Genomic DNA, 20,036 nt, shown 5'->3' on the forward strand with positions numbered 1-20,036 from the left:
GGTTTGATAATCCTTAAAATTACAAAACATTTTTTAAAATACTCTTTAAAATATGTATGTTTTTTATGATTTTTTATAATTATTCATTTTAGCCCTGAATATGAAATCTTTAAAACATTTGCCTAACTTTACACATATAAAACAATTGCTGAATTCAATGAATTTTAAAAAAAGTATCCCTATTTGTTTACTATTGATTTTACTCTTTAAGGTAAGCTGGAGTCAAACTAATATTCCGCCGTCAATACAAGCAATTGGCAATACAGCCTACTGCCCGTTATCTGAAGTTAATGTGGTAAGTAGTTTTGATATTATAGATCCAGACGACACTTCTATTCAGGCATTTTACATACAAATCTCTGAAGGTTATGTTAATGGGGAAGATCTGTTAAAGCTCAACAATAGTGCTACACATTCTAAAATAACTACACAATGGAGTGCCCTTGAAGGTAAATTAACATTGCAAAGTGCAATTACTCCTGAAATGAATTATACAGATTTAATTGCCGCCGTTAAAGATATTGTATTTAGCAGCAGTTCTGTTACGATTTCAGGTAATAGGTCATTTTCTTTTACCATCGGTTCAGCAAACTATTTACCATCTACTGACCATTACTACGAATACATCTCAAATATTGGTATTACCTGGTCCGATGCCAAAGTCGCTGCTGAAAACAGAACCTATTTTGGTTTAGAGGGTTATTTAGCAACGATAACCTCACCTGACGAGGCTAAATTGGCTGGTGAGCAAGCGAGTGGTGCTGGATGGATTGGCGGTAGCGATGCTGAATCAGAAGGCAATTGGAAATGGGTAACTGGACCAGAAAAAGGCACTTTCTTTTGGTATGGTTTAGCGGTAGGAAATTCACCTACTTTTGCCTTTTGGAACACGAACGAACCCAACAATTTGGGTGATGAAGATTATGCTCATATCACGGCTCCCGGAGTTGGTATTTTAGGTTCTTGGAACGATTTAAGCAATACTGGTTCCACTTCAGGCGACTTTCAACCTAAAGGATATATTGTAGAATATGGCGGAATGCCAGATGATCCTGAAGTTAATATTTCTACAAGTACCAACATTTATATTCCTGCAATAACCTCAACAGTTCCATCAACAAGATGTGGTCCAGGAGAACTAACGCTAATTGCAAAATCAGATGTTGGCAGTGTGGTATGGCACGATACTCCAACAGGTGGAACCACTTTATTTACCGGCGAAAATTTTAAGCCAACCATTATAAATACAACTACATATTACGCTTCTGTTGTTGGGGCTGGATGTGGAGAAAGCCCTAGAATTCCTATTATAGCTACAGCTAACGAATTACCAGATATTAAATCTGTTCTAAATTTTAAAAATTGCGATATAGATAATGTCAACGATGGTTTCACTAATTTTAATTTAAATGAGGCTACCGAAATTATAACCAAAGGAGATAATGAATTAAGAGTATCATATCACCTTACCATAGCAGATGCAGAAGCAGAAATTAATGCGGTTAATGCATATCCTTTTAATAATCAAACAGCGACTACTGTTTACGCACGTGTTGAAAAGCCAAATGCATGTTTTTTAATATCCACTATAAACTTAGAGGTTTCCACTACCGCTTTTCCAGAGGGCTATGTTTATAATTTAGTAGGTTGCGATAATTTAGATGCTAATGATGGTATTACAACATTTAACCTTACAAGTGCTTCTAATCAACTAATTGGTCAATTTCCTTCAGGTCAAAATTTAAGAGTCTCTTACTTTAAAAATCTCATTGATGCACAATCCGAAGAGAATGAAATTACAGATCAAACAAATTATATGAATACACTTTCTTATAACGAAACTCTTTTTGTAAGGGTAGAAAGTGCTGACAACGGTGCCTGTTATGGAATTGGTCCAAATCTGTTGTTAACCGTAAATCCTAGTCCAGAATTTGAAGTAAATCCTGAAGAGGCCTTATGCTTAAATTTAGGTCCACTCGTTATTGAAACATTTAATGCCGATGGTGACTATTCGTATGAATGGCTTAATGACAAAAATGAAGTCATTAGCACTGAACCTACTGCAACAGTAAATTCTAAAGGAGTTTACACTGTAACGGCAACCTCAGATGCAAACTGCACCTCTGCTCCAAAAACAATTTCGGTGAAAGAATCTGATTTATCCAGTATCACCTTAAATGATATTCTAATCAAAGATGATTCTGATAATAATACAATTACGATAAACACAGATAATTTAGGTATTGGCGATTATGAATTTGCACTAGATGATGAAGATGACTCCTATCAAACTGAACCTATCTTTGAAAATGTTGCCGCTGGAATTCACACCTTATATATAAGAGAACAAAATAATTGTGGAACGATCAGCATTGACGTTTCGGTTATTGGCTTTCCTAAATTTTTTACGCCCAATAATGACGGATTCAATGATACTTGGAGTATAAAAGGTATACGTGAAGATACTTTTGAAATGTCTAGTATCTATATCTATGATCGATTTGGAAAAATGCTGGCTAAAACTGATGTAAATGATTTCGGTTGGGATGGTAATTACAAAGGCAAACCAATGCCAGCTAGTGATTATTGGTTTAAAGTTCAACTGACGGATAAAAATGGAGCTGTAAGAAACAGAAAAGGGCATTTCAGTTTAGTGAGGAGGTAGTATGTCACAACAACAGTAGGAATAAGTCTTAAAAACATCCCTAACCCCTCTCCAGAGAGGAAGTGGAACTAAGTATACCTTCTATTCTTTCCTTTAAAACAGGCAATACATCTTCATCAAACCAAGGATTTTTAGTCAACCAAAAACGATTTCTAGGCGATGGGTGAGGTAGCACAAAATAGTTGGGCAAATACTCCTGATAGTTTTTTACTGTTTCAGTCAGCGTCTTTTTAGCGTCTTTTTTCAAATAATATTTTTGAGCATACATTCCAATAAGTATAATCAGCTCTACATTAGGCATTTTATCCAAAAGTTGTTGATGCCATAAAGGTGCACATTCAGGTCTAGGAGGTAAATCGCCTGATTTTCCTTTACCGGGATAACAAAACCCCATGGGTACAATTGCTATTTCCTTTTCATTATAAAATGTTTCATCCGTAATGTCTAACCATTTACGTAATTGCTTTCCACTCGGGTCATCCCATGGTATTCCTGTTTTATGAACCTTGGTTCCTGGAGCTTGACCAATAATTACAATCTTAGATTCACAACTCGCTGCCAAAACCGGTCTAGGGCCTAATGGCAAATGCGAGATGCATACTTCGCATTTTCGAATATTTTTTAATACTTCTTTCATGCCTAATTACCAGTCCTTTAATATGGACAATTATATAATTTAAAGGTACATTATTTATTGTAAAATGAAGTTTTCAAAATCGCTTCTTTAGAACAAAATCAAATTTTCTAAAAAGTCATTAAAAACAATAACTAATTACAAGAATATACCTATATTGGTTAACCATATTTTTTTTAACTAAAACCAACCTAAATGCAAGAATTTTTTGACGGAATGTCAACTTTTGAACAAACCTATTGGATCATTGCTCTAATCGGTTCTGCAATCTTTATTGTTATTCTTATCATGACCTTTTTAGGTGGTGACATGGATAGTGATATGGTAGCAGACGGTACTGATTTTGAAGCTGATGATGGTGGTGTTGGATTTCAATTTTTTACATTCAAAAACTTAATCGCCTTTTTTACTATTTTTGGTTGGACAGGTGTAGTTTGCACGGGCTATGATCTATCAGACGGCGTAATCTTAACCATTTCGGTAATCGCTGGTCTCTTAATGATGGTGGCCACTTCTTCCCTTTTCTATTTTATGAATCGCCTTACGGAAGATGGTACTTTAAAAATTAAAAATGCTATTGGAACTGTTGGTGAAGTTTATTTACCCATTGGTGCCAACCGCTCCAAAACTGGTAAGATTCAAGTAAGTGTTCAAGGTTCATTGCGAGAACTAGAGGCCCTTACCGACGAAAATATTGACTTAGCGACGGGTACGGTTGTAAAAGTAATTGAAATAGTTAGTGCCGAATTATTATTAGTTGAAACCCTATCAAAAAACAAATAACAAGTGAAACGAACATGTTAACAGCATTATCATTTAGGGGAATGATTATTTGCGAACAGTATGTGACTTTTAAAAATCAAAAAAATTAAACCTATGAATCTATTATTTGCCCAAGCTGAAGCATTCAGCGGAATTTATTTAATTGCTGCCGTCATATTAATATTATTTATTTTCTTATTTTCTATGATGCGAAGGTACAAACGCTGTCCTTCTGATAGAATTTTAGTTGTTTACGGTAAAACAGGTGGCGGACAATCTGCCAAATGTATCCATGGTGGTGCGGCATTTATATGGCCAATTATTCAAGATTATGAATTTTTAGACCTAACCCCAATGTCCATTGAGGTCAATTTAACCAATGCCTTAAGTAAGCAAAACATTCGTGTAAACGTACCTTCACGTTTTACCATTGGTATCTCTACCGAGCCTAGTGTAATGCAAAATGCTGCAGAAAGATTATTGGGACTAACGTTGGAAGCTGTTAAAGAATTAGCTCAAGAAATTATTTTTGGTCAACTACGTATGGTGGTTGCATCTATGGATATTGAAGAAATTAATTCTGACCGTGATTCATTTTTATCACATATTACTCATGGTGTTGAAGCGGAATTGAAAAAAGTAGGTTTAAAATTAATAAACGTTAATATTACAGATATTCACGATGAGTCTGGATATATTGAAGCTTTAGGTAAGGAAGCCGCTGCAAAAGCAATTAACGATGCTAAAATATCGGTATCTCAAAAAGTTAGAGATGGTTCTATTGGTGAGGCTCAAGCAGTACAAGATCAACGTATTCAGGTAGCGGCAGCCAATGCCCATGCAGTAGAAGGTGAAAATACTGCCAAAATTCAGATAGCAAATTCAGATGCTGCTAGAAGATCTAGAGAAGCTGAAGCAGAAAGAATTGCCAATGCCTCTGAAAAAGTACAAGCGGCAAAAGCATTAGAAGAAGCATATGCTGCTGAAAAAATTGCTGAAGAAGCTAGGGCAACACGTAAGGAAGCTGAACAAGGTGCAGATATTATTGTCCCTGCTAGAATTGACAAACAAAAAATTGAAATTGATGCCGAAGCACAAGCGGAACAAATTAGAAGAATTGCAAAAGGTGAAGCAGATGCTATCTTTATGAAAAAAGAAGCAGAAGCAAAAGGACTCTATGAAATTTTAACAAAACAGGCTGCTGGTTTAGATCAAATTGTAAAAGCTGCTGGTAACAATTCGAAAGATGCGGTATTACTTTTAGTAGCTGATAAATTACCAGAGTTGGTGAAAACACAAGCTGAAGCAATTAAAAATATTAAAATCGATAAAATTACAGTTTGGGAAAATGGTGGAGGTAAAGATGGCAAAACATCAACTTCTAACTTTATTTCGGGTATGTACAAATCAGTTCCACCTTTACAAGAAATGTTTAACATGGCAGGTATGCAATTGCCAAACTATTTAAAAGGTGAAGGTATTGAAGATGCCGTTGAGGACAAGCCTACTAAAAAAAGCAATTCTAAAACGAAAGATGTAAAACCAAAAGACGATACTACAGAATAATAAACTGTATAAATTTATAGTTAAAAACCTCGTCAATTGGCGAGGTTTTTTTGTTTTCCTCAATGTTTACAAGGGTTATATTCTGTTTTATAGTATGTCATAAAATAAATTTGAAGTCATGATATTTTTGTCTAATAAATTAAATCATTTAATTAATATGGGATTACTAGATAAAATTTTTTGGCTCATTGTTTCAATTTTGAGTGTTTTAAGATTGGGAAAAATTTTAGAAATATGTATTTTAAAGAAACCATTTCCAAACGCAAATATAAAACAAATTGAAAATTTCATAAAAAACACAAAAAGCAAGGATTTAACAAATTTGTTAAAAAAAAGAAATCAAAAAGTGAATAGTCATTGAATCATTCTTATAGATTTAACAAATTCCTCGCACCTCGGAATGACAACAAACGAATAGAATCTGTATTGATATTTACAAAATCATTGTACTGGATACAGCTACTGTTAACTGAAAACTACTTTCTCCCATCAACAACCAGCACAAACTCCCCTTTCGGTGGTTTATTCTCAAAGTGAGTTAACACTTCCTTTATCGTTCCTCTAACTGTTTCTTCATACAATTTAGTCAACTCACGGGAAACTGAAATTTTTCTATCGGAACCAAAATGTTCCGCAAACTGTGTTAAGGTTTTTATCAATTTATGAGGAGACTCATAAAAAATGATAGTCCTTGGTTCTTCTGCCAAAAGCTCCATTCTTGTTTGTCTTCCTTTTTTAATGGGTAAAAAACCTTCAAATACGAATTTATCATTAGGCAAGCCACTATTTACCAAAGCTGGCACAAAGGCTGTTGCTCCTGGCAAACACTCCACTTCAATATCATTTTCAATACAAGCTCGCGTTAATAGAAATCCCGGATCTGAAATTGCCGGTGTTCCTGCATCAGAAATTAAAGCAATGGATTCGCCAGATTTTAATCGCTCCACTAGACGTGTTACCATTTTATGCTCATTGTGCATATGATGACTTTGCATTTGCGTACCAATTTCAAAATGCTTTAATAATTTACCCGAAGTACGGGTATCTTCTGCCAAAATAGTATCTACTTCTTTCAACACTCTAACAGCTCTGAAAGTCATATCTTCTAAATTACCTATTGGAGTAGGAACAATATATAGTTTTGAAATCACCTTAAATATTTTAGCTGCAATTTAACAAAGTTTATGCAAATGACAGACTTATTATATTTATTGGAATTTGTATTTTTACCACATGGAAGATTTTACTCTTTATTTAAAATTAGGTTTATACCATGTTTTAGATTGGCAAGCTTACGACCATATATTATTTTTAGTAGCCTTAGCAGTTATTTACAATTTCACCAATTGGAAAAAAGTGCTTTGGTTAATTACACTTTTTACAATTGGCCACACCATAACCTTAACACTTGCCTCTTATAATATTATAAATATAAATATTGAAATAGTTGAATTTTTAATACCCGTTACTATATTTATTACTGCTTTGGTAAATATAGTAACTCTAAAAAAGAGCAAGCAAAAAAGTTCAAATATCAATTTAATATTCGCCTTTTTCTTTGGTTTAATCCATGGCTTAGGGTTTTCAAATTATTTTAGAATGCTAATGGACGATACCGAATCTAAAATATTACCCTTGTTAGAATTTGCAATTGGTATTGAAATTGCTCAAGTAATTATAGTGTTAGGTATTTTAATTTTAGGTTATATTGCTCAGAACTTTTTTAGAGTTTCAAAGAGAGATTGGGTGTTAGTACTCTCTTCAATAGTAATTGGTGTTGTTATCCCAATGCTAGCGGAACGCATATTTTGGTAAAAATTTAACAAAAAACCCATAATTTTATCGGTACTTTGCCGACTAAAATTTCGTTGAACCTAGTATGACAATAGAAAAACAACTCAAATATGATGTTGCCTATTTAAAAATGGCAAAAGAATGGGCAAAGTTATCCTATTGTAAACGTCGTCAAGTAGGAGCCTTAATTGTAAAAGGTAAAATGATTATCTCTGACGGTTATAATGGGACTCCAACTGGTTTTGAAAATATCTGTGAAGATGATGAAAATTATACCAAATGGTACGTACTTCATGCGGAAGCTAATGCAATTTTAAAAGTTGCCTCCTCAACACAAAGTTGTAAGGGAGCTACACTTTACATTACCATGTCACCATGTAAAGAATGTAGCAAACTCATTCATCAATCAGGAATTAAAAGAGTTGTTTACGCTCAAGCTTATAAAGACAATTCTGGATTAAAATTTTTAGAAAAAGCGGGTATTGAACTCGTATATTTGAACGAATAAAAGACCATAATATAGTACTCGTTACATTCTCAAATGTAAATGACTAAACTAAAAAGACTTGAAACTATTTTAAAGTATGAAAAATAGCAAAATATATTATCCTTTATTTTTAGCCTTGGCGGTAGCCTTAGGTATTTTTATTGGCAGTATGTTAAATTACCCTCAAAATAACTCAGGTTTTCTATTCAATTCTAGTTCTCAAGAAGCAAAAATTAAAAGGTTAATAAACTACATTCAATATGACTATGTTGATAAAGTAGATACCGATAGTCTTTTAGATGGAACCATTAGAAACATCTTAGATAAATTAGATCCGCATTCTGTATATATCCCAGCGAGTGAACATGATGCTATTGCCGAAACCATGAACGGTGAATTTGTAGGTGTTGGCATTCGTTTTTTTATGAGAAATGATTCTTTAACCGTAAGTAATGTTGTAAAAGATGGGCCAAGTGATAGAGCCGGAATTGAAGCTGGTGATAGAATTTTAATCGCTGACAATGACACTTTATACGGTAAGCTTTTAGAAAGTGATTACATTATAAAAAAATTGAAAGGCGAAGCAAATACAAAAGTTAAAATTAAAGTATACAGAAAGTACAAAGACACTTTATTAAATTTTACATTGAAAAGAGGTACTATTCCTTTAGAGAGCATCCCTAGTTATTATATGCTAACTGATACATTAGGCTATATTAAAATTGACAAATTTGCAAATACTACTTATGATGAATTTAAAACTGCTATGAATACGTTGCAGAAAAAAAACATGAAAAGGTTGGTATTAGATCTAAGAGGAAATCCTGGTGGCTATTTGACAATTGCAACACAAATTATTGATGAATTTTTAGGAAAAGATAAGCTCATTGTTTTTACAAAAAATAAAGGAGGTCAAATCGATAAAAGTTTTGCTACTGCAAAAGGTGATTTTGAAAAAGGTCAAGTGTATGTTCTCATTGATGAATCTTCTGCATCTGCAAGTGAAATAGTTGCTGGAGCCTTGCAGGATAATGATAAAGGCGTAATTGTTGGTCGTCGTTCTTTTGGTAAAGGATTAGTACAACAAGAAATGGAATTAGGTGATGGCTCTGCGGTTAGATTAACGGTTTCACGTTATTATACACCAACAGGCCGATCTATTCAAAAACCCTATAATAGTGAAAGTGGTGCTAGTTATTATAATGACCGATTAGAAAGATACAATAATGGCGAATTGACTAATGGTGATAGTATTAAGGTTATCGATTCTTTAAAATTTGTTACCCCAAAAGGTAAAAATGTTTATGGCGGTGGTGGTATTGTGCCTGACGTTTTTGTGAGTATAGATACTACAGCCTATTTTGGAAGATTTCATTTTAGAGCCATTCAAGATTTTGTTTTTGAATATTTAGATAATCATCGTGAAACTACCAAAGATTGGGAGGTAACCAATTTTAAACAAAATTTTGATAGTGATAGCGAAATTTTAAAAGAATACCTTTCCTTATTTGATGATCAAAGTAAATTAGCTGCTGAAAGTATTCCTTATATTAAATTGTATTTAAAAGCTCTTTTTGCTCGCAACCTCTACGATGAAAATGTATTTTATCAGGTAATGAATGAAAATGATGAAATGCTAAAAAAAGTAAAGGAATTGGAAATGAAAATCGATTATATTAAGCCATAGTAGCATTATAATTAAATCTTATCATGCACTTTGGTATGTTCACCACCATTCCATTGCGTTAAAATATCAGTTACAACTGAGGCTCCACTGCCACAGGCAATAGCAAATTGGCTTCGCCATCCCGCCAAAGTACCAGCAACATAAATACCATCAACAACTAGGTGATCATCATTTTTAAGCTGAATGCGATTTTTTTCAGGTTTGGCTTTTTTATGAGGCTCTACAAATTGTTCTAATCCTTTTATAAAAAAAGTATTCGTATAACCTACAGCAATAACAATTTCTTTAGTATGAAATACAGACTTATTGGTAACCACTTCAAAACCATTCGGTAACCGCTGTACCTCTATTACTTTTTCATTATCAATTTGTCTAATATTTGGATATAATTCAGAAAGTTGATTTTTACCAGTTTCTAGAATGCTTTCACCTGTTGTACCGGGATCTAATCCCAATACATTATTAAACAAGGCATCTTGTAAATGAGATGCCTTTTGATGCAATATAATTCCTACTTTTTTACCCTTTGCAAAGCCCTTGTCTTTTGCTGAACCTAAAATCAATGCACAAGACATACCTGCCGCACCACCTCCAACTATAAGCACGTCAAATGTTTTCATTCTGTTATTAGTTAAGTTAATTTTTCAAGCCACAAAATTACATCATAAACCCTTACTTGTAGTATTAGGTTGAAGTTCGCATTTTATTGAATAAATAACCCCTGAATATTGGCTGCAAATAACTTCACGGCAATTGCCAATAAAATTACGCCAAAAACTTTTCTAATTACATCTATTCCACCTTTACCTAATAATCGTTCAATTCTTTTAGATAGCTTTAAAACAATATAAACAAAAATAGTATTGATTACAATTGCTATTACAATACTAATGGTTTGATATTCTGAACTCAAAGAAAGTATAGTTGTCATTGTACCAGCACCTGCAATTAAAGGAAAAGCCAATGGCACAACACTCGCCGTTTCAGGTGCGTCATGTTTATACAATTCAATACCTAATACCATCTCCAGAGCTAAAAAGAAAATAACAAATGCTCCTGCCACCGCAAATGAATTTACGTCAACACCAATTAACTTTAAAATTTCTTCTCCAACAAATAGAAAAGCTATCATTATAACTACCGCTACAAGCGATGCTTTTTCAGACTGTATATGACCTACTTTTTGACGTAAATCTATAATAATTGGGATACTACCAATAATATCTATAACAGCAAATAACACCATAGTTGCTGTTAATATTTCTTTATAATCTAACTGCATATTCTTTATTCTTAAATTTTCGGCAAAAGTATATATATAAACGGATTAAACTAGTAAAATAGAAATAATTATTTTATGCATAATTATATGTATTTTTGCTCCTATAATTTTAAAAAAAGCCGATGTTTCAATTAGGAAAAACTATAGTTTCAGAAGAAATTATTGAAAACGATTTTGTCTGTAACCTTTCCGCATGTAAAGGAACTTGTTGTGTTGATGGTGAAGCAGGAGCACCATTGGAAGAAGAGGAGTTAAAAATACTGATGGATATTTATCCAAAAGTTAAACCATATTTAACTAAAGAAGGTATTGAAGCTATTGAAGACCAAGGGTTATTTATTACTTCAGAGGGCGAATATGAAACACCTTTAATTCCTAGTAACGACAGCTGTGTATATATAAATTATGATGAAAAAGGCATAGCACAATGTGGTATAGAAGAGGCGTATAACCAAGGAGACATTGCATGGAAAAAACCAATTTCTTGCCACTTATACCCCGTTAGAGTCAAAGATTATTCAGAATTTGCTGCGGTAAATTATCATAAATGGGAAATTTGCGATGACGCTTGTACCTTAGGTAAAGAATTACAAGTGCCTGTTTATAAATTTGTTAAACAAGCATTAATCCGAAAATTTGGTGAAGATTGGTATGACGAGTTAGAGAAAGTTGCAGAGAAAATGAAAAGGTAATTAATGTAGTGGTAGTTTAATTTCAACTATTGTCCCTTTTGGTTTCTTTTTTTCATCAATTAAATCGTAAAAGGTTATTGAATAATCATTTTTATATTCTTTTGCAAAATTACTGAGTCGTTCCTCTGTAAGTTTTATACCAACCGAGGTTGTTTTGTGTATTTTTCGGCTATTTATTTCTGCTGATTTTTTACGTCCTATTCCGTTGTCCGTTATCGTTATACTTAAATGAAAATCATCGTCTTTATTAACTTTTATTTTCAAAATTTTCTTTTCTTTAATAGATGCTAAACCATGCCAAATTGCGTTTTCTAAAAAAGGTTGTAAAATAAGTGAAGGTATTTTTATAGTGTCTAGATTTAAGGATTGATCAATGACAACCTCAAACTCAATCTCATTATTAAACCTGATATTTTCAATGTTTATATATAATTGCATGGTTTCAATTTCATCAGCGAGTGAAATTTCTTTTTGTTGAGAGGCATTTAATATTTTTCTGATGAGTTTAGAAAATTTATTAAGATAATAAACTGCATTCTCCTTTTCATTATTAATAATATAGAGTTTGATAGAATTTAAAGAGTTAAAGATAAAATGTGGATTCATTTGACTTCGCAAAGAAGTTATTTTTAATTCGGCGAGCTCTTTGTCATATTTTTCTTTTAACTTTTGTATTTTTTCAGTTTTTGCTTGTAGACTTAAAGATGCCAAATTTTCTTCTAATTGTAAATGTATCGTGTCTTTTAGCTTTTCATTTTCCTGAAGTTGACTTATCAATGTTGCCTGAGATTTATTTTTATCTTCTAATATTAATTTTTGTTTATGCCCCAATCCTAGAGAAAATAATATATTTTCCAAAATAACTCCAAAATAAAAAATAGTAAAGCTTAGCTCATTACTTCCTGGTATCAAATCAAACATATCAATTAGTGTTGCTCCCATTGACGAAAGAAATAAAAATAGCGAACCAACTATAATGTAGTACCTAAAAGGATTATCCATCTTAAAAAGCAGCATATAAGCTCTTATGGAAAGGATATTCATGTAAATGAGAAAAAATATATTTCCTTTCGTGATGAATTCGACATTACCTGTTATACGATATAAAATTTCGAATCCAATGGTTATAAAAAAAATGATGTAAATTCCTCGAAATATAATGCGATACCATTTTAAGGAAAATGCTTTTAAATCTAAAAAAGTAAAAGCAAAAATAAAATATAACATGTTATAGGTCCAAACCAAATTAACATCAAGGGCATTTAAAATACCAACAAAAGGCTTGATTAAAATAGAAACAAACCCATCAGTTGATTCATTTAAGTGACTTAAAAAAATTAAGAAAGTGTACCCACAATAATATAAATAGGACTTGTCTTTGTGTTGAAAATATAATAAGAAATGATAAATGGAGAGCATAAATAAAATGCCCAGCACAAAATAGAGTATACCATTTTCATTAGGATACTCAAATATATATTTTATTGATTCTTTATCCACTTAATAAGACTAAATGGTTAAAACTTTAAGTAATGCATTTTTTTTAGAACGAGAAATTGGAATAGACACCCCGTTTTCTAAAACTAAATATTGTCCATCACTTTTTATAAATTCTTTAATGAAGTTTATATTTACCAAATAGGAATTATGAACTCTAAAAAAAACGTCATGATTAATTAAAGCCTCTACTTCTTTAATTTTTTTTGACAGAATTTCTTTTTTACCATCTTTGAAATAAATTTCACAATAATTACCATCAGATTTACAATAAATAATATCATCAATACCCACAAAAATGGTTTTACCTGCCAATGGTATTTGAATTTTATTGAAACTACTTTTCTGATTAATATTGGCTAATACTTTTTTCAATTCTGTACCTAATAAGTTCCTTTCTTTATTATGCTTAATTTTTGCTACGGAATTTAAGAGATCATCAGTATCAATTGGTTTTAACAAATAATCTATAGCACTTTCTTTAAAAGCACGGATTGCATAATTATCAAAAGCAGTGGTTATTAACAAATCAAACCCTCTATACTTAAGATTGTTAAGCAATTGAAAACCATCCATTTCAGGCATTTCAATATCCAAAAAAACACAATCAGGTTTAAGGTAATTTATGGCAGAAATAGCCTCTATTGGATCAGTAAATGTTTCGCAAACTTCTATGCCTTTACAAAAATTTTCAATCTCCCATTGTAGGCTTTTAATAGCACTAAGTTCATCATCTACAATTATAGCTTTTATCATTTGAGGTTGATTTTATGCTTAAATATAATCGACTTTCATTAGTATTTATTTTCAATATACATATTTGGTTCCTTTCAAAGTATAATTGGTACAAAAACCTTCATCAATGGTAAATACCATCATAATTGGCTTGGATTCCGAAATTTACAAAATTATACTCCAATTGCACAAAATTAACTACCCACTGTACAATTTCACTCAATTTTGATTCTGTCAGTGCATACTTTTGAGTTAACAAACAAAAATCATTAAAATGAAAACAATAAGCCTATTCCTACTCCTTTTTTTAGTTTGTCCCAATATAGAAGCACAATTTCTTAAAAAACTTTCAAAGAAGGTAGAGCAAAAAGTAGAAAACACGGTAATAGATAAAACAGCAAATAAAGCAGCTGATAAGGCTTCCAAATCTATGGATAAAGTCTTTGAAATCAATCCATTTGAAGGCGGTAAAGAAAAATCAGATCCGAATTTGGTTGCCAATTCTTATGATTTCACTTGGAAATATTCAATGAAAATGTCAACAGAAAAAGGCGATATGACCTTTGACTATTACCTCAAACCCGATGCAACTTATTTTGGATTTACCTCTGCTACTATGCAAAACATGTTTACGGTTATGGATAACAGTAATAATGTAACCGTAATGTTTATGAAATCTAAAGACAATAACATTGGTATGGTAAATTCTTTGAATGTTAATCTAGATTTAGAAGAAGCTAACGAGGAATCTGCAAAATACACTTTTGAACAACTACCAGATAAAACAATCAATGGATACCATTGCAAAGGGGTAAAAGCTTACAATGATGAGCATGAAATGATCATGTACCTCACAAACGACACAGAAGTGAGCTTTGACAACATATTTAAAACCGGTAAAACTAAAGTGCCTGTGCAACTTAAGGATTATTTCAAACCCGATGATAAAATTCTCATGATCCGAATGGATATGAAAAACTTAAAAAACAAAAAGAAAAATGCAACAATGGAATGTATTGGCCTAGAAAAAGTTTCTAAAACAATTAAAAAATCAGATTATAAATTTATGTAAACCACAAATCATTCCTTTCTCTTGTGCAATTGGTTTTAGTATTCATTTCCTGTGCGAATTTTCCAAAAAGAAAAACCAAAAACAAAAGAGGATTATTTATAAAAATTGAATCGTAACTAAAAATTAATAACTATGAAAAATTTAAAAAAAAGCACACATCAAGCAAAGGGCAATTACTATTTCTTCAATAGAATACTACTTTTAACAATTGCCTTTTTTACAACAATTTTAGTATTTACGGCCTGCAGTAAAGATGACATCTTAAATCCAAATGGAAATTGTGGTAATTCTTCTTGGGCACAACAAGTCGAAAAAGAAATAACAGCTTGGAACAATGCTGCTACTGCATACAGCCAAGACCCAACAACTACAAATTGTAATAATTACAAAAGTGCTGGAAAAAATTATTTGGACGCCCTAGAAGGTATTAAAAACTGTGTTCCTGGTGCAAGTACCAACGATTTTAAAAAAGCTATCGAAGATGCTAAAAATGAATTAGACGCAATGAATTGTCAATAAAAAACAAAAACTAATAAACAGAACACCATGGACTCTATTGAAAACAAACCAGTAGTTGTGAACGAAGGCAAGAACATAGCAATTATTGCCTATATCACTATTATCGGACTAATAATCGCCTTTGTCATGAATGGTGATAAGAAAAATGCTTTTGCAACCTACCACATTAAGCAATCATTGGGTTTGGCCTTAACGGGCTTTGCATTGGGAATGATTGGAATGATTCCCATTTTAGGATGGATCGTCTCCTTTTTTGGCATTTTTGTTATTATGTTCATGTGGATAATGGGATTAATGAATGCCATTAATGGCAATGAAAAGCCAGTACCTCTTTTAGGGGAAAAATATTTAGAATGGCTTAAAAATTTAAAATAATATACTGATATCTATCTTGAAAAAAATATTTATGAAAAACATAAAACATCCTTTAAAGCATATTAAGCATGTATTAACAGTAGGTACTTTTGCACTACTATTTATAAGTACTGTTGCTTGCGATAAGGACAACGACCCCAATATCAATAAGACGGCTTTTCAACCTCATTCAGATCAAGGCAATAATTTAGTGTTGACCTATCCTGATGGAACTAAAGAATATATAAATGGAGATTCTGTACTTGGTTGGGGTAGTGGTCACTTATTAGGGGGTAATTATTTTAAACAAGTAATGGGTGGTGGATCAGAAAAAGGCTTTGTAATAAGGATTAATATTCCTCCAAATACCAAAAAAGAAGAAATTATTGGTGCTGAACTAAAGTTAGATGGAGCTAGATTATACCTTCAAAACTCCTCAGACATACCGTTACGCCCAGAATTATGGATAAGAGGAGATGGTTTTGATGTTTACGAAAATGCTACAGGTAAGATTAAGATTATTGAAACCGATAGTTATGATATTATAGGAGAAGTTAATGCCGAAGTTACAGACATTAACTTCAAATCTGTAAAAATAAGTGGCTTTTTTTGGAAGAAAAAAGCAGATCCATATAGCAATTAGAAACGATTTAAAATCATATTAAAATGAGGAATATTCTAATACTTAGGCTCACTGTATTTCTTTTGATTTCTTGTAAAGAATTCGAAAATGGAGTGAAATGAAATCTTAACCTCTGGCACTGAACAAGATAAAGATTCTCAAACAGATTCTCAAGCCGCACTTCGATTTCTTTACGACAATAGATTTATGTAACCATATAAGGCAAAAGAATGGATGTTGATGCTCTTTGGAATGCCTATGGAATTGAAAATTTGAAACGTTTTAAAGAGTATAATAAATAATCTATACAATGGAATTCTTGGCATCACTTAGTCGATCACAAATAGCGGGCATAATCTTACAATTGGCAATAGTACCTTTTTTATTTATGGCATTGCGGCTTTGGTGGTGGACAAAACAATCTGTTCAATGGCCCAAGGTTAAAGGTGAAGTCGCAAAAAGCCTTGATTTTTCACTTTCAAAGATAATCGATTTTTTATATACGTATGAAATCAAAGGTATTGCCTACCAAGGAACGAAACCTTTTTTTGCAAATTCTTTTAAAAATTTTAAAAGCAAGAAGACTTCAGAATTAATGGAAAAGTATACCAAAGGAACACAAGTTGTTGTTTATTATAATCCTTCAAATCATAATATATCAACCTTGGAACCTGGTAGAAAAGATGGTGTAGTTGGTACTTTGGCTATATTGATTTCACTGTTTTTGTTAGGGTTTTTAGCGTACAGCTACCCTAATTTAATAACAGAAATCATTGATTACTTTCAACCTTTATTTACTAAATCTTAAATTCAAATAGCATGAAAAAAGCATTACTTCTACTCACGATTTTATGTACCTCGTTAATAACGTATTCGCAAACTACTTATACAGTGAATACTATAGATGATTTCCTAGATGTAAATTTAAACGATGCTATTTGTGCTGATAAAAACGGGAATTGCACTTTTAGAGCGGCTCTTCAAAATGCAAATAAAACAAGTAATAAGGATATTGTTAACTTTAATATTTCAGGCTCTGCACCTTTTACAATTGCAATAACCGAAGATATTCTGCCAGACATATTACAACCTGTAATAATAGATGGCCGTACGCAACCACAATATACCATCAATCATACACCTGTTATAGAAATATCTAATACTTTTCTGCAATACTCAAATGGCATTAAGCTCATTGGAAACTCTTCAGGGAGTGAATTATATGGCCTTTGTGTCGTTAATTTTGCAAGAATGACGCAATACCCATACAGTTTTGGTTATGGAATAATTAGCAGTACAGCAAATCATATTATACAATCTAATTATATAGGTTTAAGGGCAGATGGCAAAACCGTTGGTGGCAATACAGGAGGAGGATTGTCTTTAGGGTATCTTGGCGGACATCTGGTAGGAGGAACACAACCCTTTCAAGGAAATGTTATTTCGGGCAATCCTTCCTTTGGGCTAAATATTTCAGGCTCATCATTAAATTCATTTCAATCATCCAATAACATAATTCAGGGGAATTTAATCGGTACAGATGCTACCGGCACTTTGAACAGAGGTAATAAATTCAACGTTCAGATAGTTGATTCGTATAATAATACTTTAGGTGGTCACACTCCACAAGCTCGAAATGTTATTTCTGGAGCAAATGCAACTGACGACGCCACAGTTGGAACTGGCATAGCGATTAGCGGAACACAGTCTTATAACAATGCAATTATAGGGAATTATATTGGTACAGATATCACAGGAACAAAATCCATACCTAATGCCAGAGGAGGTGTTTTAATTTTATTTGGAGCTAATACTAATCGAATTGGAACAGATGGTTCCGGAGAAGGAAATATAATATCTGGAAATGGACAATATGGGGTCTATCTTCAAGGAGGTACAACAGATCCTGTAATTTCAAACCTTATCAGAGGAAATTATATAGGTGTTGATGCTACTGGAAATGTAGCATTGCCAAACTCAATAGGTATCATGATGCTTACGGGAGAAAATAATAATAATATTATTGGTGGAACAACTGCTAATTCAAAAAATGTTATTTCAGGAAACGCAAGTGATGGAATTACTATTCTTAGCGGCAAGAACAACCAAATTATTGGAAATTATATTGGCACAAATGCTCTAGGCACACTTGCCATACCTAATTATACAGGTATTTATTTAGAAGACAGTAATAATAGTATTGGAGGACAAGCAGCAGGTAATAGAAATATTATATCTGGAAATTCTATAGGAATTGAAATTTCAGAAAGTACATCGAGTGGATCTTCGATAATAGGCAATTATATTGGTTTGAATGCTTCTGGCAATAGAGCATTGCCAAACGCAACAGGAATATCATTACATTCTTCATCAACAAATAGTACCATTGGAGGTGCAAATCCTTTAGATAAAAACATAATTTCAGGGAACAGTAACATTGGGATATTTGTTTCGGGTACATCGCACAACATTCAAAATAATTATATAGGATTGAATTCTGATGGCAATGGAATTATTAAGAATGGAAATGAAGGATTAAGACTTAATGGAACTTTAACCAATACTAAAGTTTCAGAAAACACAATATCAGGGAATGGTACAACATCAAACACCTCTAAAAACGTCTATTTTAATTCCGCAAATGAAGTTCATTTTTTCAGAAATAAAGTAGGTACGTTACCTGATGGCAATTCATTACTCACAAATATCGGTGTTGGTTTAACAATGAACAATTCAAACAATAATAGTATTGGAGGTACTACAGTTGCCGAAGGAAATATTATAGGAAATCATAATCTGAATGGTATATTATTGATTTCTAATTCCAACAATAATACTTTTAGTAATAACAATATTGGTGTGGGTTCAGATGGTTCAACTAATATTGGAAATTCAATAAATGGAATTGTTATCACAGGAAATAATACCAAGAACAAAGTTAGCAATAATACAATTACCAATAATCAAAATGGTGTTATTATAAGTACAACTTCTGGCGTACCGACCCAAGTTACTATTTCTAAAAATAGCATTTATAATAATTCAGTTTTAGGAATCGATTTGGAAGGTACCGCTTCAAATGACGTTAACGATGCTGATACTGGTGCAAATATACTTCAAAATTCTCCCGAAATAAGTGCAATAAATTATTTAGGCAACGTGAGTGTTGAAGTCACTTACAATGTGCCAAGTGCGGTAACCAATTCCGCTTATCCGATTACTGTTGAGTTTTTCGGTGCAGATAATGGTCAAGGTAAGAAATATATTAGTACAGATATTTATACACTACCTGGAGCCAAAACTGTAACCTTGAGCCTTCCCAATGGTTTTGAACAGAACGATTACAACAATATTGTTGGTACTGCAACCGATGAAAACGGAAATACTTCAGAGTTTGGAACCTCAGTCAACTATTCATTGGGGATTTCAAAGTTTGAAAATAATACTGCTAAAATATTCCCAAACCCAACGCGAGATCTCTTAACTATTCAATCTAATTTCAATGAAACACTTACAATTGAAGTATTTGACGTTTATGGGAAAAATGTAATGAATCAAAAAATGATAAATACAATGAATGTTTCTTCTTTAGCCTCAGGTGTTTATTTATTAAAAATAAAAGATGAAAATGGAGGCATTAAATCAGCAAAAATGATAAAACAATAAAT

Annotated in this window: 19 protein-coding genes; 13 read left to right on the forward strand and 6 right to left on the reverse strand. The window is 32.3% G+C overall.

What is annotated here, in order from left to right; all coding sequences use genetic code 11:
* Positions 1-157 precede the first annotated feature (157 nt).
* Entirely contained in the window at positions 158-2,665 is a 2,508-nt protein-coding gene (locus tag D3P13_RS04125) for a T9SS type B sorting domain-containing protein (protein ID WP_198679954.1), read from the forward strand.
* Positions 2,666-2,705: 40 nt separating this feature from the next.
* On the opposite strand, the gene D3P13_RS04130 is transcribed toward D3P13_RS04125, so the two are convergent.
* On the reverse strand, positions 2,706-3,302 hold the full coding sequence (locus D3P13_RS04130) for a uracil-DNA glycosylase family protein (protein WP_117880007.1): 597 nt from the start codon (positions 3,300-3,302) through the stop codon (positions 2,706-2,708).
* A 192-nt stretch (positions 3,303-3,494) separates the two neighbouring features.
* Between D3P13_RS04130 and D3P13_RS04135 the strand changes: the two genes are divergently transcribed.
* Together D3P13_RS04135 and D3P13_RS04140 are read left to right on the forward strand one after the other, a co-directional pair.
* Positions 3,495-4,082, forward strand: coding sequence for a hypothetical protein (locus D3P13_RS04135; protein WP_117880008.1), 588 nt, complete (start codon positions 3,495-3,497; stop codon positions 4,080-4,082).
* 93 nt (positions 4,083-4,175) lie between these two features.
* Positions 4,176-5,627 carry a flotillin family protein gene (locus D3P13_RS04140; protein WP_117880009.1) on the forward strand — a complete coding sequence of 484 codons (1,452 nt, stop codon included), beginning with the start codon at positions 4,176-4,178 and terminating at the stop codon, positions 5,625-5,627.
* Between the two features lie 476 nt (positions 5,628-6,103).
* Here D3P13_RS04140 and rsmI read toward each other — a convergent pair whose 3' ends face one another.
* Entirely contained in the window at positions 6,104-6,775 is a 672-nt protein-coding gene (gene rsmI, locus D3P13_RS04150) for a 16S rRNA (cytidine(1402)-2'-O)-methyltransferase (protein ID WP_117880261.1), read from the reverse strand.
* 85 nt (positions 6,776-6,860) lie between these two features.
* Between rsmI and D3P13_RS04155 the strand changes: the two genes are divergently transcribed.
* From D3P13_RS04155 to D3P13_RS04165, 3 genes are all read left to right on the forward strand, one after another.
* Positions 6,861-7,442 (forward strand): HupE/UreJ family protein, encoded by a 582-nt coding sequence (locus D3P13_RS04155; RefSeq protein WP_117880011.1) that lies wholly within the window; start codon positions 6,861-6,863, stop codon positions 7,440-7,442.
* Positions 7,443-7,506: 64 nt separating this feature from the next.
* On the forward strand, positions 7,507-7,929 hold the full coding sequence (locus tag D3P13_RS04160) for a deoxycytidylate deaminase (RefSeq protein WP_117880012.1): 423 nt from the start codon (positions 7,507-7,509) through the stop codon (positions 7,927-7,929).
* Positions 7,930-8,005: 76 nt separating this feature from the next.
* Positions 8,006-9,595 carry a S41 family peptidase gene (locus tag D3P13_RS04165; protein ID WP_117880013.1) on the forward strand — a complete coding sequence of 530 codons (1,590 nt, stop codon included), beginning with the start codon at positions 8,006-8,008 and terminating at the stop codon, positions 9,593-9,595.
* Positions 9,596-9,606: 11 nt separating this feature from the next.
* Here D3P13_RS04165 and D3P13_RS04170 read toward each other — a convergent pair whose 3' ends face one another.
* A complete protein-coding gene (locus D3P13_RS04170; RefSeq protein ID WP_117880014.1) occupies positions 9,607-10,215 on the reverse strand; it encodes an FAD-dependent oxidoreductase in 609 nt (202 codons plus the stop codon).
* Between the two features lie 83 nt (positions 10,216-10,298).
* Complete coding sequence (locus tag D3P13_RS04175) at positions 10,299-10,877, reverse strand: MarC family protein (protein ID WP_117880015.1); 579 nt, start codon at positions 10,875-10,877, stop codon at positions 10,299-10,301.
* A 122-nt stretch (positions 10,878-10,999) separates the two neighbouring features.
* On the opposite strand from D3P13_RS04175, the gene D3P13_RS04180 reads away from it, so the two are divergent.
* Positions 11,000-11,569: a DUF3109 family protein gene (locus tag D3P13_RS04180; RefSeq protein ID WP_117880016.1), complete on the forward strand. Its 570-nt coding sequence runs from the start codon at positions 11,000-11,002 to the stop codon at positions 11,567-11,569.
* Here the strand turns inward: D3P13_RS04180 and D3P13_RS22150 are convergent, their stop codons facing one another.
* Positions 11,570-13,069 carry a sensor histidine kinase gene (locus D3P13_RS22150; RefSeq protein ID WP_232829126.1) on the reverse strand — a complete coding sequence of 500 codons (1,500 nt, stop codon included), beginning with the start codon at positions 13,067-13,069 and terminating at the stop codon, positions 11,570-11,572.
* Positions 13,070-13,078: 9 nt separating this feature from the next.
* Positions 13,079-13,822 carry a LytR/AlgR family response regulator transcription factor gene (locus D3P13_RS04190; RefSeq protein WP_117880017.1) on the reverse strand — a complete coding sequence of 248 codons (744 nt, stop codon included), beginning with the start codon at positions 13,820-13,822 and terminating at the stop codon, positions 13,079-13,081.
* Between the two features lie 253 nt (positions 13,823-14,075).
* On the opposite strand from D3P13_RS04190, the gene D3P13_RS04195 reads away from it, so the two are divergent.
* The 6 genes from D3P13_RS04195 to D3P13_RS04220 all read left to right on the forward strand — a co-directional run bounded on the left by D3P13_RS04195 (position 14,076) and on the right by D3P13_RS04220 (position 20,034).
* Positions 14,076-14,873, forward strand: coding sequence for a DUF4412 domain-containing protein (locus D3P13_RS04195; RefSeq protein ID WP_232829127.1), 798 nt, complete (start codon positions 14,076-14,078; stop codon positions 14,871-14,873).
* 132 nt (positions 14,874-15,005) lie between these two features.
* Positions 15,006-15,392, forward strand: a complete 387-nt coding sequence (locus tag D3P13_RS04200) for a hypothetical protein (protein ID WP_117880019.1) — start codon at positions 15,006-15,008, stop codon at positions 15,390-15,392.
* 27 nt (positions 15,393-15,419) lie between these two features.
* Positions 15,420-15,767, forward strand: a complete 348-nt coding sequence (locus tag D3P13_RS04205; RefSeq protein WP_117880020.1) for a DUF4870 domain-containing protein — start codon at positions 15,420-15,422, stop codon at positions 15,765-15,767.
* A gap of 31 nt (positions 15,768-15,798) precedes the next feature.
* Positions 15,799-16,389 (forward strand): hypothetical protein, encoded by a 591-nt coding sequence (locus tag D3P13_RS04210; RefSeq protein WP_117880021.1) that lies wholly within the window; start codon positions 15,799-15,801, stop codon positions 16,387-16,389.
* A 289-nt stretch (positions 16,390-16,678) separates the two neighbouring features.
* A complete protein-coding gene (locus tag D3P13_RS04215; protein WP_117880022.1) occupies positions 16,679-17,176 on the forward strand; it encodes a DUF3592 domain-containing protein in 498 nt (165 codons plus the stop codon).
* 11 nt (positions 17,177-17,187) lie between these two features.
* A complete protein-coding gene (locus D3P13_RS04220; protein WP_117880023.1) occupies positions 17,188-20,034 on the forward strand; it encodes a T9SS type A sorting domain-containing protein in 2,847 nt (948 codons plus the stop codon).
* The last annotated feature ends 2 nt before the right edge of the window (positions 20,035-20,036 follow it).

This window comes from Aureibaculum luteum (assembly GCF_003449015.1).
Taxonomy (GTDB): Bacteria; Bacteroidota; Bacteroidia; order Flavobacteriales; family Flavobacteriaceae; genus Aureibaculum; species Aureibaculum luteum.